This is a genomic window from Clostridium bowmanii (assembly GCF_018861315.1).
Taxonomy (GTDB): Bacteria; Bacillota; Clostridia; order Clostridiales; family Clostridiaceae; genus Clostridium_AD; species Clostridium_AD bowmanii.
The window spans coordinates 97,497-120,916 of the sequence record NZ_JAHLDL010000008.1; the positions used below are offsets into that span (position 1 = coordinate 97,497).

At 31.5% G+C, this 23,420-nt stretch carries 22 protein-coding genes; 1 reads left to right on the forward strand and 21 read right to left on the reverse strand.

What is annotated here, in order from left to right:
* Positions 1–67 precede the first annotated feature (67 nt).
* Entirely contained in the window at positions 68–2,890 is a 2,823-nt protein-coding gene (gene uvrA, locus KPL51_RS07395) for an excinuclease ABC subunit UvrA (protein WP_216159011.1), read from the reverse strand.
* Positions 2,891–2,969: 79 nt separating this feature from the next.
* Positions 2,970–4,955, reverse strand: coding sequence for an excinuclease ABC subunit UvrB (uvrB, locus tag KPL51_RS07400; protein WP_216159013.1), 1,986 nt, complete (start codon positions 4,953–4,955; stop codon positions 2,970–2,972).
* Positions 4,956–5,293: 338 nt separating this feature from the next.
* Between uvrB and KPL51_RS07405 the strand changes: the two genes are divergently transcribed.
* Positions 5,294–5,935, forward strand: a complete 642-nt coding sequence (locus KPL51_RS07405; RefSeq protein WP_216159015.1) for a carboxylesterase family protein — start codon at positions 5,294–5,296, stop codon at positions 5,933–5,935.
* Between the two features lie 357 nt (positions 5,936–6,292).
* Here the strand turns inward: KPL51_RS07405 and KPL51_RS07410 are convergent, their stop codons facing one another.
* The 19 genes from KPL51_RS07410 to KPL51_RS07500 all read right to left on the reverse strand — a co-directional run bounded on the left by KPL51_RS07410 (position 6,293) and on the right by KPL51_RS07500 (position 23,385).
* A complete protein-coding gene (locus KPL51_RS07410; protein ID WP_216159018.1) occupies positions 6,293–6,727 on the reverse strand; it encodes a hypothetical protein in 435 nt (144 codons plus the stop codon).
* Positions 6,728–6,912: 185 nt separating this feature from the next.
* The gene (locus KPL51_RS07415) at positions 6,913–7,341 is read right to left on the reverse strand and encodes a hypothetical protein (RefSeq protein WP_216159020.1); all 429 of its coding nucleotides are present in this window, start codon (positions 7,339–7,341) and stop codon (positions 6,913–6,915) included.
* A gap of 312 nt (positions 7,342–7,653) precedes the next feature.
* On the reverse strand, positions 7,654–8,130 hold the full coding sequence (locus tag KPL51_RS07420; RefSeq protein WP_216159022.1) for a DUF3888 domain-containing protein: 477 nt from the start codon (positions 8,128–8,130) through the stop codon (positions 7,654–7,656).
* A 760-nt stretch (positions 8,131–8,890) separates the two neighbouring features.
* On the reverse strand, positions 8,891–10,183 hold the full coding sequence (locus KPL51_RS07425) for a PDZ domain-containing protein (protein WP_216159024.1): 1,293 nt from the start codon (positions 10,181–10,183) through the stop codon (positions 8,891–8,893).
* A gap of 181 nt (positions 10,184–10,364) precedes the next feature.
* A complete protein-coding gene (locus tag KPL51_RS07430) occupies positions 10,365–11,525 on the reverse strand; it encodes a S41 family peptidase (protein ID WP_224853961.1) in 1,161 nt (386 codons plus the stop codon).
* A gap of 207 nt (positions 11,526–11,732) precedes the next feature.
* Entirely contained in the window at positions 11,733–12,623 is an 891-nt protein-coding gene (gene ftsX, locus KPL51_RS07435) for a permease-like cell division protein FtsX (RefSeq protein ID WP_216159027.1), read from the reverse strand.
* Complete coding sequence (ftsE, locus tag KPL51_RS07440; protein WP_216159029.1) at positions 12,613–13,299, reverse strand: cell division ATP-binding protein FtsE; 687 nt, start codon at positions 13,297–13,299, stop codon at positions 12,613–12,615. Before ftsE ends, ftsX begins: the two co-directional genes overlap by 11 nt.
* Before the next feature lie 256 nt (positions 13,300–13,555).
* Positions 13,556–13,912 carry a hypothetical protein gene (locus KPL51_RS07445; protein ID WP_216159030.1) on the reverse strand — a complete coding sequence of 119 codons (357 nt, stop codon included), beginning with the start codon at positions 13,910–13,912 and terminating at the stop codon, positions 13,556–13,558.
* 116 nt (positions 13,913–14,028) lie between these two features.
* Positions 14,029–14,967, reverse strand: a complete 939-nt coding sequence (locus tag KPL51_RS07450; protein ID WP_216159032.1) for a transketolase family protein — start codon at positions 14,965–14,967, stop codon at positions 14,029–14,031.
* A complete protein-coding gene (locus KPL51_RS07455; RefSeq protein ID WP_216159035.1) occupies positions 14,967–15,791 on the reverse strand; it encodes a transketolase in 825 nt (274 codons plus the stop codon). Before KPL51_RS07455 ends, KPL51_RS07450 begins: the two co-directional genes overlap by 1 nt.
* A 204-nt stretch (positions 15,792–15,995) precedes the next feature.
* On the reverse strand, positions 15,996–16,343 hold the full coding sequence (locus KPL51_RS07460; protein WP_216159037.1) for a type II toxin-antitoxin system PemK/MazF family toxin: 348 nt from the start codon (positions 16,341–16,343) through the stop codon (positions 15,996–15,998).
* Entirely contained in the window at positions 16,303–16,623 is a 321-nt protein-coding gene (locus KPL51_RS07465; RefSeq protein ID WP_216159038.1) for a CopG family transcriptional regulator, read from the reverse strand. The genes KPL51_RS07460 and KPL51_RS07465 overlap by 41 nt, the downstream gene beginning before the upstream one ends.
* A 159-nt stretch (positions 16,624–16,782) precedes the next feature.
* The gene (alr, locus tag KPL51_RS07470; RefSeq protein WP_216159040.1) at positions 16,783–17,943 is read right to left on the reverse strand and encodes an alanine racemase; all 1,161 of its coding nucleotides are present in this window, start codon (positions 17,941–17,943) and stop codon (positions 16,783–16,785) included.
* Positions 17,944–18,000: 57 nt separating this feature from the next.
* Positions 18,001–18,615, reverse strand: a complete 615-nt coding sequence (locus KPL51_RS07475; RefSeq protein ID WP_216159042.1) for a germination lipoprotein GerS-related protein — start codon at positions 18,613–18,615, stop codon at positions 18,001–18,003.
* A gap of 138 nt (positions 18,616–18,753) precedes the next feature.
* Positions 18,754–19,155 carry a holo-ACP synthase gene (gene acpS / locus KPL51_RS07480; protein WP_216159045.1) on the reverse strand — a complete coding sequence of 134 codons (402 nt, stop codon included), beginning with the start codon at positions 19,153–19,155 and terminating at the stop codon, positions 18,754–18,756.
* 411 nt (positions 19,156–19,566) lie between these two features.
* Complete coding sequence (locus KPL51_RS07485) at positions 19,567–19,920, reverse strand: DUF6514 family protein (protein ID WP_216159046.1); 354 nt, start codon at positions 19,918–19,920, stop codon at positions 19,567–19,569.
* 368 nt (positions 19,921–20,288) lie between these two features.
* Positions 20,289–20,918, reverse strand: a complete 630-nt coding sequence (locus KPL51_RS07490; RefSeq protein WP_216159049.1) for a hypothetical protein — start codon at positions 20,916–20,918, stop codon at positions 20,289–20,291.
* A 98-nt stretch (positions 20,919–21,016) separates the two neighbouring features.
* Complete coding sequence (locus tag KPL51_RS07495; protein WP_216159051.1) at positions 21,017–22,258, reverse strand: hypothetical protein; 1,242 nt, start codon at positions 22,256–22,258, stop codon at positions 21,017–21,019.
* The gene (locus KPL51_RS07500; protein ID WP_216159053.1) at positions 22,255–23,385 is read right to left on the reverse strand and encodes a DUF58 domain-containing protein; all 1,131 of its coding nucleotides are present in this window, start codon (positions 23,383–23,385) and stop codon (positions 22,255–22,257) included. The genes KPL51_RS07495 and KPL51_RS07500 overlap by 4 nt, the downstream gene beginning before the upstream one ends.
* Between the last annotated feature and the right edge of the window lie 35 nt (positions 23,386–23,420).

The following is a 23,420-nucleotide window of genomic DNA, read 5'->3' on the forward strand; positions in this document are numbered from 1 at the left end:
GTCACTTTCTCCTCTTTAAAAAATTATCCAAGACTAGCATTGAATTAATATGCTAGCCTTGGATAAATTATAACATCTTTTTTAAATATTGTCCTGTATATGAATTTACATTTAAAGATATTTCTTTTGGTGTTCCAGTGCACAAAATGCTACCTCCCTTATCTCCACCCTCAGGGCCTAAGTCAATAATATAGTCTGAGCACTTTATAACATCTAAATTATGTTCAATTACCACCACAGTATTTCCTGAATCAACTAATCTTTGAAGTATTTTAATAAGTTTACTAACATCATCAATATGAAGGCCTGTAGTAGGTTCATCTAAAATATAAAAGGTCTTACCAGTACTTCTTTTAGATAGCTCCGATGCCAGTTTAATTCTTTGAGCCTCACCACCCGACAATTGGGTAGAAGGTTGACCTAGTCTTATATATCCAAGTCCAACATCTATAAGTGTTTTAAATTTATTATGGATTCTTGGAATGTTTTCAAAGAATCTTACAGCTTCCTCCACAGTCATATTTAAAATCTCGTCAATATTTTTTCCTTTATACTTAACCTCCAAGGTTTCTCTATTATACCTTTTACCTTTACAAACCTCACAAGGTACATATACATCAGATAAAAATTGCATTTCTATTTTAATTATTCCATCACCCTTACAAGCCTCACATCTTCCACCTTTTACGTTGAAACTAAATCTACCTGGCTTATATCCACGTATTTTCGCCTCTGAACTCATTGAGAAAACATCTCTTATTATATCAAAAACCCCTGTATATGTAGCTGGATTAGATCTTGGAGTTCTACCAATCGGTCCCTGGTCAATGTTTATAATTTTATCTATATTCTCTGCTCCTAAAATATCTTTATGAAGGCCAGGATTCTTTCTAGAGTTATTTACCTTCTTATTAAGGCCTTTATATAAAATATCATTAACTAAAGTACTTTTTCCAGAACCCGAAACACCTGTAACACAAGTAAATACTCCTAAAGGAAAATCTACACTAACATTCTTGAGGTTATTTTGCCTCGCATTAATTATTTTTATACATGAGCCATTAGAAACTCTAGTTTGCTCTGGAGCCTCAATCTTCTTTTTACCACTTAAGTATTGACCTGTAATTGATGCTGGGCAGTTTTTTATGTCTTCAATTGTTCCCGCCGCCACGATTTCTCCACCATGTTCTCCAGCTCCTGGTCCTATATCTACAATATAATCTGCCTCAATCATAGTGTCCTCATCATGTTCTACAACTACTAAGGTATTACCTAAATCTCTTAACTGTTTTAATGTCTTAATAAGCTTTGCATTATCTCTTTGATGAAGTCCAATACTAGGCTCATCTAAAATATATAAAACTCCCATAAGGCTTGAACCTATCTGAGTAGCTAGTCTTATTCTCTGAGCTTCTCCACCAGAAAGTGTTCCTGCTGACCTTGTTAAATTCAGATAATTAAGTCCCACATTTATAAGGAAACTCAGCCTGTTATTTATTTCTTTAAAAATTTGATTGGATATCATCTTATTTTTTTCTGATAATTCAATTGTTTGTAAAAAATTCACTTCGTCTGTAATTGACATGCTACAAAATTCATATATATTCTTATCCCCCACTGTTACAGCTAGTGCCTCTGGGCTTAACCTTGCGCCATTGCACTTAGGACATGCATTATCCCCCATATATTGTTCAACTTCTCTTTTTATATAATCAGAAGAAGTTTCAAAATATCGTCTTTTTAAATTATTTATAATACCTTCATAAACATGATTAAAAGTACCTGTTCTATACTCCTTAACATAGTCTACTTTGATTCTTTCTCCATTTGTTCCGTATAAAAGTATCTTAAGAATTTCAGGATCATACTTTTCTATAGGTGTATTTAAATTAAACTTATATTTTGCACTTAATGCCTTTAATACTGCAAAAGTCCAAGAATCTTCCTTAAGGCTGCCTTCTCCAAAGGACAAAATAGCGCCCTCTAAGATGCTCTTACTTTTATCTGGAATAATTAAATCCTCATCAATTTCCATAAGAGTACCAAGTCCGTCACAAGTATCACACTTACCAAAAGGAGAATTAAAAGAAAACATCCTAGGTGCTAGTTCCCCGAGACTTATACCACAATCTGGACAAGCAAAATGCTCACTAAAAATAGTGTCTTCACCATCTATAATGCTCGCTATTGCAGTTCCCTCTGCTAATTTCAAAGCACTTTCTAACGATTCAGAAATACGGCCACGAGATTCCTCTTTTACAGAAATTCTATCAATGACTATTTCTATACTGTGCTTCTTAGTCTTTGCAAGGCTTATCTCTTCTTCCATAAGCTCCACTATATTTCCATCTATTCTAGCACGTACAAATCCATTCTTTTTAATATTCTCTATTATCTTAACGTGCTCACCTTTTTTTCCCCTTATTATAGGAGAAAGAATTAAAAGCTTGGTCTTTTGTGGCATTTCCATTATTGTGTCCACCATCTGATCCACACTCTGCTGAGAAATCTCCTTACCGCACTTAGGACAGTGTGGTGTTCCAACTTTAGCATAAAGCAATCTCAAATAATCATAAATCTCAGTCACAGTCCCCACTGTTGAACGTGGATTTCTATTAGTAGTTTTCTGATCTATAGAAATAGCAGGAGAGAGCCCCTCTATGTATTCAACATCCGGCTTATCCATATTACCTAAAAACTGTCTTGCATATGCTGACAGCGACTCTACATACCTTCTTTGCCCTTCTGCATATAATGTATCAAAAGCAAGTGAGGATTTACCAGATCCAGAAAGTCCAGTAAACACAACAAATTTATCTCTTGGTATCTCTAAATCTACATTTTTTAAATTATTAACTTTAGCACCCTTTATAAAAATCTTATCCCTCATTATTTCACTCCTCATAGTTCCCTTAAATAATTAAAAACTCACACTCTCAACTCTTAAGTCTCAACTCTTAACTTTTATCTTAAATATTCTTAATCTGTTTCTTGAGTTTATAAATTATATCTCTAAGCTGCGCTGCTCTTTCAAATTGTAAATCTTTAGCCGCTTGCTTCATTTCACTTTCGTACCTGTCCATTAACTTTTTAGTCTCATCATAATTTGCTTCCATAGCAGCCTCAAGGGTTTCATATACCCCTTCCTCCTCTGCCACTGTAACAGATCCGATTACTTCTCTAATATCTTTTATAATAGTAGTTGGAGTAATTCCATTGGCCTCATTATAATCCATTTGAATTTTCCTACGTCTATTAGTTTCATCCATAGCCTTTTTCATAGACTTTGTGATTCTATCCGCATACATTATTACCTTACTCTCTGAATTTCTTGCAGCTCTTCCTATGGTTTGAATTAATGAGGTCTCAGAACGCAGAAAACCTTCCTTATCCGCATCGAGTATTGCAACAAGGGCTACTTCTGGGATATCTAACCCTTCCCTTAAAAGATTGATACCTACTAGCACATCAAATGTACCCAGCCTAAGATCTTGAATAATCTTCATTCTCTCTATAGTATCAATATCGGAATGTAGGTAGGTAATTTTCATATCCATTTCTCTAAAGTATTTAGTCAAATCCTCTGACATTCTTTTAGTAAGCGTTGTAACTAAAACTCTAAACCCTCGCCTTATAGTCTCCTGGATATTAGAGTACAAATCATCTATTTGCCCTTTAACAGGCCTTATAATTATTTCAGGGTCTAGTAGTCCTGTAGGTCTTATTACTTGCTCTGCTGTATTCTCACTATGCTCTGCTTCATAAACATTTGGGGTTGCGCTTACAAAAACAGTCTGATTCATAGTGTTCTCAAACTCCTGAAATGTTAGTGGTCTATTATCAAAGGCAGAAGGAAGTCTAAACCCATAATCAATTAAATTAGTCTTTCTTGATTTATCTCCTCCGAACATAGCTCTAACCTGAGGAAGAGTTACATGACTTTCATCTATAAACATTAAAAAATCTTCTGGAAAATAGTGCATCAATGTTTGAGGTGCTGTTCCTGCAGGTCTACCATCTAAAATTCTAGAATAGTTCTCTATACCACTACAATAGCCAACTTCTCTTATCATTTCAATATCATAATTAGTTCTTTGCTTAAGTCTTTGAGCCTCAAGTAATTTATCCTCTGATATAAGATCTTTTAATCTAATCTCTAATTCTTCTTCTATTTGTTCTATGGCAGGCTCTAATTTCTCCTTTGATGTAGCAAAATGGGAAGCCGGGAAAATAGATACATGCTTCCTAGTTCCAATAATTTCTCCCGTTAAGGAATCAAAAGATCTAATCTTATCTATTTCATCACCGAAAAACTCTACCCTAATTCCTTCGCTGGAGGATGATGCAGGAAATATATCAACTGTGTCCCCTCTTACTCTAAAGGTTCCACGAATAAAATTAATGTCATTTCTCTCATACTGTATATCTATTAATTGCCTTAATACTTCATTTCTATCCTTTTCCATACCCTGCCTTAGTGAAACTGTAAGTTTTTTATATTCTTCAGGATTTCCAAGTCCATATATGCATGAAACTGAAGCCACCACAATAACATCATTACGCTCTAGTAGTGCTGAGGTAGCTGAATGTCTTAATTTATCAATATCATCATTTATAGATGAATCCTTTTCTATAAATGTATCTGTCTGTGCAATATAAGCCTCAGGTTGATAATAATCATAGTAGGACACAAAATACTCCACACAATTGTCAGGAAAAAACTCCCTAAACTCCGAGCAAAGCTGCGCCGCTAAAACCTTATTATGAGCAAGCACCAAAGTAGGCTTTTGAACTCTCTCAATAATATTAGCCATAGTAAAAGTCTTACCTGACCCAGTTACCCCTTTAAGAGTTTGAAATTTCTTTCCCTCCTCAATCCCTATGACAAGACTATCAATAGCCTGTGGTTGATCCCCAGTGGGTTTAAACTTTGAATGTAACTTAAATTCATTCACAAAAATCACCGCCTTGTATTCCTATAAGTTCAATAGCAATTATTAGTTGCTATTATGTATTTGAACGTTTGTTCGTCTATTCCATTTTAACTAAAACTTTTTAATATGTCAACAATCTCTACCACTATTAACCATAGTAAGTAATGTAAGCAGTACGTATTATATGGCATATATATAATCTACTTTGGCTAGTATACAATTCTCGTGAGCTACAATGAAAATAAGTTCATAATAAATTAATATAATCTAAAGGATATTATATTAATAAATAGAACTTGTAAAAAAAGAAACATAAATCGAATAAATATGAGGAGTGATAAAAATGAGTCAAAAAAAAGATGATGCTAAATAAAACAATAAAAAAAGCAATAAAATTAGAATATCTATTATATCTTCCAGAGGATTACTCCAAGGAAACTGATAAAAAGTGGCCATTAGTGCTATTCTTACATGGTTCAGGTGAACGTGGGGAGAACGTTGAAATGGTTGCTAAGCATGGTATCCCAAAACTTGCAGAAGAAAAGAAATTCCCTTTTATAGCGCTTTCACCACAGTGCCCAACTAATTCTAACTGGGAAATGCAGAAAGACGCTGTGCTTGCGCTGCTACATGAAGCTTTTGAATCTTTATCAATCGACAAAGATAGGGTATATCTTACCGGTTTAAGTCTAGGTGGCTACGGTACCTGGTCACTATCTCAGCAGTATCCCGAACTTTTTGCAGCAATAGTACCAATATGTGGTGGCGGACTTCCAATTAATGTTTCAAGAATAAAAGACATCCCAGTATGGGCTTTCCATGGAGCAAAGGATGATATAGTTCCTATTGATGAAACAGAAAGAATGGTACAAGCACTTCAGAAAATTAATGGCAATGTAAAATACACTATATACTCTGAAGCAACCCATGATTGCTGGTCACAAGCTTACAACGAACCAGAACTTTATAAATGGCTATTAGCTCAGAAAAAGATCAGATAAGTATGAAAGTTCTCCCACGTGGCTTGCAAACGAACTAAAAACTAGAAATTGCATTAAGAAATTCAAATAGTTTTGTCGTTTCGTGTTGCAATTCACTCTGGAGAACTTTCATACTTTTATATGTTATATTGTATTTTTCTGAATGAATTTCAAAAATAAATGCTGTCAAAGCAGACCTTAACATTAACAAAAGAAATTTTGGAATTTTCTTAGCCTAACTATTTTTTCTTAGCGAATGCTAACAAAAGTATATATTGCGTAAAATGCGTATGAACAAGCTTTAGCATCCGCTTAGAAAAAAAGACTTGCCTCAGTAATCTTCTAAGACAAATCTTTTGGTTAACTTCTTTAACTTTTTTAGATAGTTTCTGTGTGCTCGCTCGTTTTTATCTCTTCTGTAACTTCTACATTTTCTAAATCAACAACATTTGGCTCTACAATAATCTCTTCAATAACATCAGTGCCAACCTCAACTTTTGTTAACAATGATAAGCATTTCGATACTTTTTTATTGACTTTTCCAACACCTAATAAAATAAGTGCAATACCACCATATGTACCAATAGGCTCAATTATTCCCGGTATCAATTGTGATGTTAATAATGCTTTTTTTACAGTAGCAATAGCATATCCTTGCGCTACAGCTTGACTAACAGTGCTTTTAAATAAAATCATGTTATTAATTAATAATGCAATTCCAAAAACTCCTGCAACTGCAGCAAAAACATACATAACAGTTGAAAAAGTTGATTTACTTAATTTTTTAGATACATTCTTCTCTTTAATTTCCATAATAATTTTTCCTCTTTTCCGCCCTTAAGGCTATGATACAAATTGAAACTAATAATGACATAATACTATTTTTGAAGAATCAATTTCTTCTATAAATTAATGTTACTATATGATTGTTGCATTTAAGTGTCAATATTGTTAACAAACTATAACTATTTGATATCATAAAAAATAAATAAAATAATTCATCTTATTTTTAATTCAAAATCTAGAGCTTTAGATAATTTATCTATGTCACCTTTAAATGGGAAACATAATAATTTATCCCGATTTTCGAAAATCATAAAAAATGGCGGATTATTTTCAGGAATTATTATATAGACTTCATTTACAAGTGCATTTAAACATTTACCCTGCACTTTAACAACTGGATAAAGTGGAATTTTAATAGCATATCCATCATCAGTAAGAGGGTTGTATTTCCCATAAAGAGCATCCACATCCTTAATATATCTCGAGACTATCTTATGAATTTTTCTGTTCATCTGCACTACCTTTACTACCTTATCTTGCTTTGGATCAAAAATTTCAGCATATTTAAAACCTTCAGCACTGACCACTATGGAATACATCATAATAAATAAAAATATAATAGCTATTGTTTTTTTCCTCATAAAAATCACCTCACTACTAATGTTCCCATATTGAATTAGAGTTATGTTTTAATGTTGTATTTAAAGTTCAGATACATTACACTTTTTTAGTAAAATATGTATAATTTTAATGTAGTTAATAAATTTATTACTCATGAAATAGTTTTAAATCCTAAGGTATTGATTAATAAGTGATCAAATCTAATTTATAGCAAATAACAATTATAAAAACAATCCAATAGTAGTATTATTTATGTCAAAAACTAATTATAAAATAGAGCTTTATTCACCTTTTCTGTTAATATCAAGATTTAGAACAAGGCAATATTTATATTATGGCAATTTCTTTTTTATAATATCTTGATAATTTGGTGGCAATTCTGAACTTGTAATATGTTCAAATTTCTCTACCTTAACATTATAAAATGGAATTACTCTTAAAGTAATATAATCAGTTCCAACACTAAGGTGTGGGCCAACATATGGATGTAACTCTATTTTTAATCTAAAATCAAATCCCCTATAACCATTAACTCTATCTGCCTCTAATATATAAACACCATAGGGTGCTACACCAGGTGAAGTAGTTAAATATTCTTTATAATATTTATCCACTTCATCTTGGATATATGGTAAAAGTAGGGTCATAAAAACATCTTGATATAACTCTTCCCGTGATTTCTCTGGTGGAACGTATGTGGTACTAACTGAAGGCTTCACTATATGTTCAAAAGCATAAGCATATCCGTTAAATGGTATACCGAAAACTATTAACAATGTCACAAATACTATTACTGTTTTTTTCATCATAAAAAACATCCTCCTCAGCAACTCTTATAATAGTATTTCCTTTTTATGAAAAATTCTTACTAGCAATTGTTTCATAAATTATTGGCACATATTATTAATTCAACATATTTAACAAATTTAAATCAACCGTATATTTATAGTTTATTCCCTATTTATAAATAATTCATTGAGTAAACAATTAGAAATTAAAAATTTCATATCTTTTTATCTTACCCTTACTCCCCTCAAAAACCAGGCTACCGCCTAAAATAATTTCTAACAAATACACTAGATTATATAATATTTTAATCTTACTTATTTATAAAGTTCACAGCCTATCGGCTAAAAGATAAAGGCTCGATATGTTTCCAAAAACACCAAAATTGGCTACATACTCTTACAGTCAACATTGCCTATCTTTATTACTCTCTAAGCCTAACACACTACAATTCTCCCAATAAAAATTAAAACACACAGCAATTAATAATCACTATGTGCCCTATAATCACTCAACCCCACACCTTCAAAAAAAGTATGAAATCCAGCCGGAGTGACTTGCAATAAGTAACGAAGAAACTATTGAAATTTGATTTAGAAATTCTTGTTTTGCGAATGTAAAATTCTCGTAAGCCTGCCAGGACGGCAGGCTAGCGAACCTGAGCCAGGAAGGCGAATGTGAGTGTTAGAGAATTTCACATGAGCAAAACATTAGAATTTCTTAATCAAATTTCTAGTTTCAAGTTCGTTTGCAAGTCACGCAGGCGACCTTTCATACTCTTTTTTATTTCTTATCTATGTCTTTCATTTTGTCTAATACATCTTTAAAGCTTTCATCATCCACTTTTATTATAGAATTATCCTTTGGTACTTCCCTTGGTACAATTACTATTCCTAGCCTTTTGTTCCCAGGCATATTGCTATAACTCGTGTCTATTAGTTCTCCAGAAGGTTTTTTAATTTTAAAAGTTAATGATTTAAAATTTCCTTTAACAATATTTACAATCTCGTCTTCAAACTCTATTACTTTGTCATTAATCTGAACTATTAAGTCTCCACTTTGAATTCCCATTTGGAAGGCAGGAGATCTAGGGGCCACTTCCAGCACCATAATTCCCTCATCACTACTCATGAATTTAGGTTTCAAGGTGAGCTCCAGGTGTTTTTCTAGTTGGAGCATTGCTTCATGTAACCCGGCTGCGAATATTAAAATAAAGAATTGATAAGCTGCGCCAAATACTGCTAATTGTGATATTGCTGTTAGCAGTAGACCATAACTCATTATTAAGACTCCAGAGAAAAGAGTCTTCGTAGCCTTAGTTTTAGTAAAGGTAATGCTGCTATAACCTATAACACCATAAAGAGCAATAGAAGCTATAATTGAATTTTTAAGAATTTTTGCCACTATATCCCCTCTTATTGCTGGCATCCACTGAGGAGTCATTAAACTCTGCCCAGCCAATAAGTCTGTTGAAGCTGTACTTAATAGTATAAGTATAGCAATTGGCAATGCCCAATATCTTTTTAAGGCGAATCCACCAATAATTTTATTATCTCTATTTGTAAAAACAGGAATGGCTCCTCTTGAACCATCTATCATTACTAAAATCCCCTCAATAATATGTAATACACCCACCAAAGTCATTAAGGTGAGAATATCTATGTTTACAATATTCAATTTTGGCATATGTAATATAATTGCTGCATATTTAAATGCTAGACTGGTTAGACCCAAAACTGCGCCTGAATAAGCAAAGCATATAAACCTAGGCTTAAATGCCATAAAAAACAAGGATAGCATAAATAATAAATAAATATTTGAATTTTCATCAAAAACTAGCCCTAAAAAAGTAAACATTAGGCTTGCTATAGCTCCAGCAAAGATCCCTAGCACAATTTGAGATATAGTTAACTCAAAAGGTGAATCTAAACTTTCTCCCATTATCATTTTCTGCATTATAGCGATTTTCTTATTTTTATTATAAAAAATTAATGCAATCATTATTAAAATAAACGAATTTGAAGGATCTACAATTGCAGAAGCAACTGCTCTTAAAGTATGTATTGCAATGTCCATTGGGTAAAATTCTCCTTTCATATTACTATGAAACCTATAATATACTACACAGTAAATGTATTAATCATCACTTTCAGTGCTGTAATCATCACTTTCAGTGCTGTAATCATCACCTTAGATGCTGATTTGTTTTTAAAAACTAAGTATCTACCAAAACTATTGGTAGATACTCAGTATGTTATTACTTTATTTTTTCTTTAGCTAATTCCAAAGCTTTTTTAAACTGTGGATCCAAAGTTCTATCATATGGTTTTTCTTTAAGTGCTTTTGGATATACTATTGGAACTGTTGGTTTTATTCCAATGTGATGTATATTTTCGCCACTCGGAGTGTAGTATTTTGATATAGTTACTTTTAATGCAGTACCATCATCAAATCCATCCATACTCCTATAAAGCATAGTTTGAACAACACCTTTTCCAAAGGTTTTTTCTCCCACTAAAGTACCAACCTTATAGTCCCTTATAGCTCCTGCAAAAATTTCTGAAGCACTTGCACTTCCTTCATCTGTTAATACAGTTAGTGGCATACCTACGGCTAGACCACCTGTAGACTTATATTCTTTCTTTTTCTTATTCTTATCTATTGTATATACTATAACTTTTCCTTTTGGTACAAAATTAGAAGTTAGCTCTACACATTGATCTAAAAGGCCACCTGGATTTCCTCTTATATCTAGTAATAGACTCTTCATACCTTTGTCTTGCAATTCTGCTAATTTTTTATTAAAGTTTTTAGCAGTATTTTCATCAAACATTGTAAGTTGAATATATCCAACATTTTTGTCTAACATCTCGCCTTTAACTGTTACAAGATCAATTTTAGCGCGTTTCATACTCACATCGAAAGCGCCCTTACCTGCTCTATTAATAGTTAAACTAACTGCTTCATTTTCCTTACCCTTCATCATAGCAACAGCTTTTTCTAGTTCCTTCCCAGTTACAGCTATGCCATTAACCTTTTGAATAACGTCCCCAGAAATTATTCCAGCTGTCTTTGCTGGTGATTTATCAAAAGGTGCAATTACAACTATGTTATTGTCTTTAACCCCCACTTGTAACCCAAGACCTGTATAAGCTCCTGTTGTTTGTGAATTAAAGTCTGTAAACTCTTTCTTGTTCATAAAAACTGTATAAGGGTCCTCTAGGGAATTTGTCATACCCTTTATAGCTCCTTCTACTAAAACATCATCACTAATTTTACCATCATAATATTCATACAATTTATTTCTAACTAAAAATAGTTTTTGAAACTTTACTACTTGGTCATAAGCATCTCTTCCAATCAAGACTTTTCCATTAGGAGTTCTTAAAGATATTTGCGTTGAAACGAATAAAGTCATAGCATTTGTAACCAGAACCAAAACTATAATCCAAATAATCCATTTTGTCTTTTTGGTTTTCTGCTTTTCACCACTATACGTTACAGTTTTAAATTGTCCAAATTTATTTTCATCGCCCATTTTATACACCTCTTTGTAATTCTCTATATATTATTTATGTAGTTTAAATAAATTTATAACACTAATATGAAAATAAATATATTATATTTACACAATCAAGAATTTTCTTATTGACATAATACTTCCCACGGCTCCAATAACTAAGCCCCCTAGCATAAATTGCCATAGAGTGGTACTTAATATAAAATGAGGGCTTATTAAATTAACTCCTAATAATGCATTAGTATATTTTAAGAAAACTAATCTATAAGCATAATATAATATGCCTGTAGAAATAATTGCTCCTGATATACCTAGCATCATACCTTCAATAATAAATGGCCATCTTATAAACCAATCAGTAGCTCCAACAAATTTCATTATACCTATTTCTTTTTTTCTAGAATATAAGGTTAACTTAATTGTGTTTCCTATTAAGAATAGTGATACACCTATTAAAATTACAAACAATGCCAATCCCACTACCTTTAGTGTGTTTGTTATTTTTATAATTTTATCAACAATTTCCCTAACGTCCTTAATCTTTTCTATACCTTTTAATCCTTCAGCAGCCTTAACTACACTATTTACTACTTCAGGCTTTTCTACACTTACAACATATGCATTTGGGAAAGGATTCTTTTTTTCAAAGCCTTGAACTAAGGATTTGCTATCTTCACCAAATTGCTTCTTTACTTTTTCTAGTGCATCACCCTTATCTTCAAATTTAATTTCTGAAACACCCTGTACATTGTCAAGGGCTCTTTCAATAGCTGACTTATCGGCTATTGTTAAATCATCTTTAAGATAAATTTTCACCTGGAGTTTAGAACCTAATTCCTCAACTCCTGCATTAACATTAAAAACAATTAGTAGAAATACACCTAAAATAAATAGAGTAGCTGCAACTGTAGCAACTGATGCCATACTAACTGTTCTATTTCTTTTTAAACTTTTTAAAGCATCCACAATATAATATTTAACTGTACTAATCTTCATAACCGTATCTTCCCCTTTGCTCATCTCTAGCTAGAACACCTTTTTCTATAGCAATTACTCTCTTTTTCATAGAGTCTACTATGTTTTTTGCATGCGTAGCCATAACTACTGTGGTACCAGCCTTATTGATATCATTTAAAATATCCATGATGCCTATTGCTGTTTCAGGATCTAAATTTCCTGTTGGTTCATCAGCTATTAGAAGTGCAGGATTATTAACTATAGCTCTAGCAAGCGAAACTCTTTGTTGCTCCCCACCTGAAATTTCATGAGGATAAGCCATATGTTTTTTTGATAATCCCACTAAATCTAAAACCATAGGCACTTTTTTTCTAATCTCTTTTGGAGAACATTCTGTAACTCTCAGTGCAAATGCAACATTTTCGTAAATATTTAAAGTATCAATCAATCTAAAATCTTGGAAAACAACTCCAATTTTTCTTCTAAAATAAGGTACTTGGTTTCTTTTTAATTTTGTTATATCCATGTCGTTTAAAATAACAGTACCTGTAGTTGGCTCTATCTCTTTTAAAAGTATTTTAATAAAAGTAGATTTTCCTGCTCCACTTGGACCTACAAGGAATACAAATTCGCCTTTTTCAATAGTTATATCAACGTTCGACAAGGCTATTACATTATTATCATAAATCTTAGTTACTTTTTTAAATTCTATCATATTAAATTCTCCTTATCCCGTTTATGTAATTTGTTTCAGTAAAATTCATAATAACATTATATCATAATGATTAGACCTATAATAAATTTTATTATAAAATTTCCGTGAATAATGTTTAAGATACTTTAATTCATTTACACGAAAACTTATGCTTATATTTATAGTTTCCTATAAAGCAAAAAATATGAGGACTTATGTAATCCCCATAATTTTAATTCTCTAAATTTATTTGGCAGTCAATAAAACAAAGTTTTCATTAATAAATTTGAAATAAAATCAGGTCTATAATTGTTGAATAAGCTAACATAAATAATGATATAAAAAATATTACACCTACCAAATTGAACTTATTAAAATATTCCATCCATTTTTCCTCATAATCTAGCGGTTCCAGCATACCTTTTTTTACAAAGCCTATTCCTGCAATAGCAAGACCAAAACAAGATATCCTAATTGCCATCCTGTTTACCGAACTCAAAACGTCTTGTAGATATAAATCTCCATGAAGTAAACCGCCTATTATCCCAACGACAGCTCCTAAAATTATAGGGATCAAAAATATTTTTAATGACAATATAAAACAGTGTAATAAATCTTTTAAAATTTCTTTCATGCGGTTCCTCTCCCCATTATTATTCTTGAGGTATTATATCATAGTTATTCATAAAAAACATTACTGAAAATAATAGATAGAAACCCCTACGCAATAGTGCATAGGAGTCTTTAAAATCACTTTAAACTAAGACCTTTTTTAAGAGCTTTAACTATATCCTCTGCAGTTAATCCGTAAGCTTTTAAAAGTTCTTCCGGCTTGCCACTTTCACCAAAGGTATCTTTAACTCCAACTCTAATAACTGGTACTGGATGGTTTGAACAAACAACCTCAGCTACTGCAGAGCCAAGTCCGCCTATAATGCTATGTTCTTCAGCTGTAACAATTAATCCAGTTTTTCTAGCTGCATCAATAATTGCTTCTTCATCAATAGGTTTAATTGTGTGTATATTTATCACTTTAACCTTTATTCCTTCCTCAGCTAAAATGTTATAAGCTTCTAATGCAGCATCTACCATTATGCCTGTAGCAATTATAGTTGCATCTCTGCCTTTTCTTAGTGTTACAGCTTTTCCGAGTTCAAATTTGTAATCGGGGTTGTCATTAATTGTCTCAACACCCATTCTCCCTAGTCTTACATAGCAAGGTCCATTATACTTTGTAATTACCTCTATAGCTGCCGCAGTTTCAATATCATCACTTGGGCTTATAACTACCATATTTGGTATACTTCTCATTAGTGCTATATCTTCTATAGCTTGATGAGATGCTCCATCTTCTCCTACAGTGAGTCCCGCATGGGTGGCACAAATTTTAACGTTTAATTTTGGATAGCAAATTGAGTTTCTTATTTGTTCAAAAGCCCTTCCTGCAGCAAATATAGCAAAAGTACTTGCAAAAGGAATTTTACCGCAAGTAGCGAGTCCAGCAGCTACTGACATCATATTTCCTTCAGCAATACCCATATTGATAAATCTTTCAGGCGCAACTTTTTTAAAATCCGCAGTTTTAGTGGATTTAGATAAATCTGCATCTAAAACAACTATATTTTCATTTTCGAGTCCTAATTTAGCTAAAGTCTTACCATAAGCCTCTCTTGTAGCAGTTTTACCCATTATAGTGCACCTCCAATTTCGTCTATTGCTTTTTGACATTGCTCTTTATTTGGAGCGGTACCATGCCAACACGCCTCATTTTCCATGAAGGACACGCCTTTGCCCTTTATAGTTTCACAAATTATAACCGTTGGTTTTGCTTTTGTTTTTTTAGCCGCTTCTATAGCATTTTTTATTTGATCAAAATCATGTCCATCTACAGTAATAACATTCCATCCAAAGGCTAAAAACTTATCATCTACTGGATCAGAGCCCATAACTTCAGAAACTTTACCATCTATTTGAAGTCCATTATGATCTACAAAAGCAGTTAGATTATCAAGCTTGTAATGCGCAGCTGACATAGTTGCTTCCCACACTTGACCTTCTGCAAGTTCTCCATCACCAAGTAATGTATACACCCTATAGTTTTTTTTATCAAGTTTCCCAGCTAGTGCCATACCCACTGCTGCTGAAATACCTTGTCCTAGTGAACCCGTAGACATATCTACTCCAGGCACAGTATTCATATTAGGATGTCCTTGAAGCCTTGATCCTAATTTTCTTAGTCCAAGCAACTCCTCCTTATCAAAAAATCCTTTTTCAGCAAGCACACTATATAATGCTGGTGCAGCATGTCCCTTTGACAGTACAAATCTATCTCTATCTGGGTCATGCTTATTTTCTGCACTTACGTTCATTTCATTAAAATATAGTGTAGTGATAATTTCTACACAGGATAATGAACCACCTGGATGACCAGAATGAGATTCTGTAATCATAGTTACTATATCTTTCCTAACTTCTCTAGCTATTGCCTTTAATTTTTCTAATGCTTTTTCCATATGTATCCTCCTAATGTTACTTTTATATAAATAATAATTATTAATGGTTGTATACTTGTACTTCTATTTGTCTTCCTTAATTATTATAACAATATTCCACAGTATAACAACACAGTTTTCAAAACTTCTGTAAAAATCATTAAAAACCTATGGTAATATCTATCCACAAAACAAAAATAAGGGCAATAAATGCCCTTACCCATTTTATAAACCTACACTAATTAAAAGTGCTATATCTACTTTTTTCATATCACTATCAGTCATATGACCAATTTTTTCTTTTAGTCTTTTTTTATCCAATGTTCTTATTTGTTCCAGCAAAACTACAGAATCTTTATTTAAACCATACTCTTCTGAAGAAATCTCAACATGAGTAGGGAGTTTTGCCTTATTTATCTGTGATGTTATAGCTGCAATAATAATAGTGGGACTGTACTTGTTGCCAATATCATTTTGAATTATAATTACTGGTCTAACCCCACCTTGCTCTGAGCCTACAACCGGGCTCAAATCAGCATAAAATATATCTCCTCTTTTCACTATTGTTGTCATTAGACAAATCACTCTCCGAAAGCTTAACTTCATATTCTTTAAAATCTTTGATATCAATTTCAAAACCCATACCGGCTATCTCTAAATTTAGTTCAGCCATTTCTAAATAGCCTTGTTTCATTTCATCTATATAACTAAGCCTTTTCTTTTCCTCAATATATAGTATTACAGCTTCTCTAAAAAATTCACTTCTTTTTTTAGAATCTTTTTCAAGCGCCTTATTAAATTCAATGTATAGTTTTTCCGATAGGTTTACTACTAATTTCTTTGAAGTTGACATAGAAAATTTAATACCTCCTATTTACTTTAGAGCAATATGTATAAAGTATATTATAATTCAATCTATGTCAATCTGTCAAAGAAATTATCGGTAATTTCGCCCTCTTGCAGTGTACATTTTTACATATTAATAGTTCATTCTACATATAGCGCGTTAATGCTACACATAGTTTCTAATTTTTACAACCTTGCCTTCTTTAATGTAGACTCTTGGAACTCTTTTACCAACCATGCACACTATTTCATAGTTTATAGTACCAATTAGTTCCGCTACAGTGTCTGCTGTGAATTTATTTTTCCCATCTTCACCTATTAGTATAACCTCATCTCCAACTATTACTCCGCTTATATCGGTAACATCAATCATGCACTGATCCATGCAAATTCTTCCTACTACTGGAGCAAAGCTACCTCTTAAAATAACCTTTCCCTTTTGAAATAAGAGTCTAGTATAACCATCAGCATATCCAACTGGAAGTGTAGCTATAACACTTTCTCTCTCTGTTTTAAACTTTCTTCCATAACTCACGTATTCTCCAGGAGGTAGTGTTTTTATGTGTACTATATTTGTTTTTAATGTCATTACGGGTTTTAAATCTATTTTATCCACACTTACCTCTGCAGACGGATAATAGCCATATATTATTATTCCAGGCCGTACTGCTTCATAATGAGTTTCTGGTAAATCTATAATAGCAGCACTATTAGCCATATGCCTAATATTTATGTTCACTTTTTTTTCTTTTAACTTTTCGTAAAATTCATTATATTTTTTCACTTGATCATAAGTATAAGCCTTATCTTTTTCATCCGCTGCAGAAAAATGACAAAACATACCTTCTATAATTATGTTAGGTAGTTTACTAATATTATAAACCTCTTCTACACTGTCCTCATTTGGAAGATAGCCTATCCTACCCATGCCTGTATCTACAACTATGTGGATTTTAGCCATTTTATTTTTCTTTTGTGCCATCTTTGATAACTCTCTTGCAAATTCATAAGAGTATACAGCCTGTTCAATATTATATTTTAATAGATTATCTATTAAATTTGGTGGTGTAAATCCTAAAATCATTATTGGGCATTCTATGCCTGAACGCCTAAGCTCCACTGCTTCACTTATTACAGCTACTGCGAGTCTATTAGCGCCATTTTCAAGGAGCACTGGAGCAACGTCTATAGCTCCATGGCCATAAGCATCTGCCTTTACCACTGCTATAATATTTTCACTCTTAGTTACTCGTCTAATCTCTCTCATATTATGAGCTAATTTATCTAAATCAACCTCTGCCCATACAGGCCTTAAATGTCTAAACACTACTTTCACCTCATCTGCTATCAAAAATTCATTTATATGATTATGGTTTTAGACATACTAATCAGTCAAAAATTCTGATGGATCAATTTTTATGTTAGGATGAAAATCAGTATATGTTACCACAATTTTTTCTTTACCTTTGATATCATAAATAACCAGTTTTTCTGGTACCATGCTTTTGCTATTCACATATAACATTGCATTGTTAATGTTTTTGTTATTACCAGGTATAAACAAATTAATTACTGAGTATTCGATATCATTAATAGTCTCCACTGAATATTTTATTTCCTCATTAGTATATAATAATCCTATGTATTCCCCAATAAAACACAGTTTAAGAACTTCATCAAAATCCTTACTCTGTACGTACTTAGTTCCATTGTTTTTGTCACTAATATAAATATTATCATCGGTTTTATAGATAAACACCCTGTTATTGTTTAACTGTAGTTTGTATCCGCCTCCCCTCAAATAAGATTGAGTTGCCACATAATTAATGGTCTGTTTATCGTTTTTTACATCCATATTCATGGATGTAGTATAACTTTCCATGTTTTTTAAATAGGTTATAATATCATTAGTATTTTTTGGTTTATTATTACAAGAAGTAAATAGTATGGAACTCAAAACGAGTAAGAAACTTAAGAATAATAGTAAATTTTTTTTCAATGTTATCCTCCTAGCATTTCTCTAGAGTAGATAGCTATTAACCACCTATCTGTCATAACAAATATTTCTACTACTAATACTATTACTCATGTTTTCATACTATTACTAAAATAAATAATCATAATAAATTAAGTGGAGTTACTTCTTGCATGCCTCATCTATATTTTTTTCAACCTCTAATATAGCATAAGCCACCGCACTATCTACACCATGAGATATACTAAGATGAATATTATATTGTCCTTCTTTTTTAGCTATCAACTTTGCTTTTCCTTTTAAAATTACTATTGGTTTTCCAAGGGTTGTCCTATCAATTTCAATATCCTTAAAATCAAACCCTCTAAAGCCAGTTCCTAAAGCTTTCGCTACTGCTTCTTTGGCTGCAAATCTCCCAGCAACATATTCTGGTCTCAAATTTCTACTTGTAAGATAATCCAATTCAGTTACTGTAAAAATCTTCTCTAGAAACCGATTGTTATGCTCAATAGCCTTTTTTATTCGTCCTATCTCAACAATATCTGTACCTACTCCAAGAATCAAAACTATCACCCCCAATTATTAGTCTACTTTTACGAGTATCAATGACTATATTTTATAAAACGCAGATTTTGACTTTACCGTTTGTATCTATAATAATACCATAATGATAATACTACAATAATATAATGAAATTATACTTACTTACAGTACTATTAATACAATATTTTAACAGTAAAATAATAGCATAATTTTTATGATGGTGAACATTTTTTTAATTGTACTACTCAAATATGTACTTTGTCTACTGAATGTTTTAGCAGTAACTCTAGTAATTAGATTTATTTCCCATTATATAACAAAAAGAGGAGACACCTCCTCCTATATGAGGTGAAAATCTCCTCAATAGAAGATCAATCTTCCTCCTATAGAGGAGCAGAGCCACCTCTCACTATGTTATTCTCATTCAAAATATTAACAAGTACCAATGTTTTTTAACATCTCATCAAAATCACTAATATACTCATCTATATAGTCGCCCAATATATCTATCATATGAATAGGTGATACTGTATTTTCATATAACGTTTTTATAAGAGCTTTAACTTTATGTCTTTGGGGACTTATGCTTTCTACACAATCTCTTTCTATAAATACTACTGTATCATTAATGACGTCTTGTCTTTCTATTTCAATGCCATAAGCCTGTATTTCAGTAGGTTCATTATCCATTAAAACAGAAATCTGACTTTTTAATAATCTGTAATAATAATTATGCTTTACATCTTCCTCTGTTACTTTCTTAGATAAATTTTCTAAAACTACCATATTAAATCCCCCCGTGTTATATTATTAAAACTATAGTAACATGGTTTTTCAAAAAATTCTGTCATTTTATGAAACAGGCTAAAATGTATTATCTCTTAAAACTGACAACTTCAACCCTTCACACCCATAATGCTATTGTTAACAAACTATTAACAACCATTGCAAGGTATCCAAAGTAGCTTATCTTGTCGAAATTGCAACAAATATATCTAAAGTTTTTTCATAAAAAAATAAAATATATTTTTCAAAAGCCTAACTTTCCTAGGTTACTCTCCCTATATTATGAAAAAAAATATTTTTTTGTAAATATTAGGCATAATAATTATTTATTTTACTAGATATTTTTGCAGTTTTTTAATCCAATAATGCTATTTGTAAATATTTTCCTTTATTTCATTCATCATCTTATTCCTATCAACACCAATGTATTTACATAAATCTTCTAAAATTAACAGTACTGCCAAAATTATAGTGCAATCTTCTTTGTTGTAATCCTCTAGTTCATATTGTTTTTTATAGATAATGGCATTTTGTATATTACAACTAATAGTTTTATATAATTCCATTAATGTACTATATAAAATGGAGTATGAAATCAATATAAAATCTCCCTTGGCTTTTTCACTTCCATTTACAACTTCCCTAATAATTTTATTTAAAGATGTATTCTTATAATACTCTAACATTTTAAGTTCATAACTCTGCTCGATAAACCTACCTACTATCTCTGCATCTATAAGGGTTATTTCACCATCTGTATTAAAAAACAAGCCCACATCTAAAATCTTATTTTTAGAGTCACCAATCTCTGTAAGCTTTTTCTTCATTTTGTAATTAAAAAAGCTAGTAAATTCACCTTTTGTAATAAAGTACTGAAGCTCTTTTGTAGACACCACATACACTAGCTCAGAAAAGGTCTTGTACCTTTTATTCAAGTAACTTTTATTGTTGTAATCCATTCCACTATAATCCTTGTCACTGTAATGCTCATCACTCATAGCCAATCTCACCTCACTATAACAAATTAGTTGCGAATTATACATTTGCTCTACTTAGTTTGGCTAAATTGACACAATATATACTTTGGAAATTACATTTAAAATTGTTTTTTAATATTACTATGTCCCCTTTTAACACTGTCAACATTTTCCTGAGTCATAGGGTGCAATGAAAACTTTGCTTCGTTGTATAACTCCGTCATCTCATCTAAATTGTAAGCATTATCCACATTAATTTTTGTTACATTTTTTAGTTGTGTAGCAGTCATGTAAGTTTTATAAATATTTGCTTTCTCAGTTATTTTCTCAAAAGCACTATACATGTAAAGGATCTTATCTCTATTACTTCCGCCACCTTTAAACATATTTCCAAACAAATTTTTTACCCAATGTCTTTTGTTTTTTTTATTAATCATCCTTTCCTTTTCTTCCACAAACCCATTATATACTTTTGTATTTTTTGTAATTCTCGATAAAAATTTATAGATTAAATACAAAATAATAAATATAATTAAAATTTTTAAAAATATAAGTAGCTCTGGTGATAAATTGTGCACTTTATATTTGATAATATTAGGCTGATTGTTCAAACTTTTTTCCACAGGGTCAATCTTTATCATTTGATTTTCACTTTTAATAATAATTTCCTTTATTTTCTGAATAATAAAGCTTATTGGTCTACCAAAAATCATAATTAAAAAATCTACTATTAAAACCAAAATAAAACTTGACAGCTTTATAAGCATATCGAATAAGAAAGCAATAATTTTGTTAGCATAATCTAAAGATAGTGCGATTACTGAAATTCCAATAATAACATTTGTAACAGATGAGGTGTTGCTTTTAACGGCATATATATATCTTCTCGTCTCTCTCATAAGTACAATAATCATTATTATGTAGAGAATGTGAAACCTATACATTGCATTAACAAAATCAGCTCCTAACGTAAATGAAATAGCCCAAATTATTATTAATGCTATCATAGACTTGGTTATATCTTCTTTATATTGTGAATTATCTATAGGCGCATCATCCAATGTATATGTTATTAAACTCATAAATAACAAAAATATTATATTTATAAAAATAGTTTGGCCTTTAAAAAATATGAAACAAGCTAATATATTAACTCCCAAAAGTGCTAATATAAAAAGACTCTTTTTCAATTTCAAATTGTTAAGATACTGTGTAAAAAAAACAATACATAAAGTTATTAAAAACAGTTTATAGTTTACTCCGCTTTTAAATAACCATTTACTTAAAGTTGACCAAATTATAAAAGAAATAGTAACAAGGCTTATACTATAAAGGCTCTTGATTTTTCTATACCAACTCATACCCTAAGCTCCCCCTTATAATGGTTCTTTTCAATACCTGAAATATAGGGAACAGTATCTTTTAAGGACACATCTATAACTTTAATTAAAATGCCCCGTCGTTTCAGTTTAGATAAAATACCAACACCATCTTCATCCAAATAGGGTGTAATAATTACATACGTAGAATTTTGATTAAAATCCTTTACTTTACTTCTTAAATAATCGCTAAATTTAATAGTAATACTATAGCTCATCCTGGCACTGAGTTCCATTATTTTTTTAAGAGCATTAATGTCTGGATAAACCTCACTGGTGATTTTGGTTTGCATTCCTATCAATTGGCAATTAGTCCACATTCCTGTGGGCACCCCTTCTTTGATTGCAATAGATGCCAGTGATGCCGCTACAGTAATCCCATTTTCTATAAGCACCGGCTGAATACTACCCCAATAAGGTTCACCACATTGACCATTTACAATGATTGTTAGTTCTCTGTCTGAAGTAAAATCATATTCCTTAACCATAAGCCTATCCATTTTCAAACTGGATTTCCAATGAATATCCTTCATTCTATCCTCTACGTTATATTCTCTTATGCCTTTAATATATAATGGGTCTTTGTGAATCCATCTCTTAACGTAATTATCCCCTTGAAAGTTAGTATTAGTAAATTCAACATTATTCATATTAATAAGCTTCGGATAAACCAAAAACTCTAAGAAATCCTCAACCGCTACTGTTTCTGTAGAGTATCCAAATAAATCTCCTACCGTAACATTAATGTCTCTTAAAATATATGTTCCCCGAACATTACACTTTAATTTATAGATTCTTCTTTTTCGCTCAAACCAGCTTATGGTGTATTTACTTAAATGCCATAAATCGACTCCTTCTTTAAAATTATTGTTGTCTGATACAAACTCTACAGCCGCTGGTACTTTTTCACTTAACATTAAAAATGATATAGGTAATCTTTTATTATTTTCAATAGTTGTAGTTAGAGTGAATTCTTCACCAGGCAAAATCCTATCTTTATCAATACTTCTACTTATTTTCAGCTTATCAAAGCCTTTTTTTCGTGTAAACTCACCTATAAAAAAAATAATAGTTAGTATGGCCAGAATCAGTGCAAATTGTATATACATAATTCACCCCCTATAACTTTTCCAGTGGAGCTTAA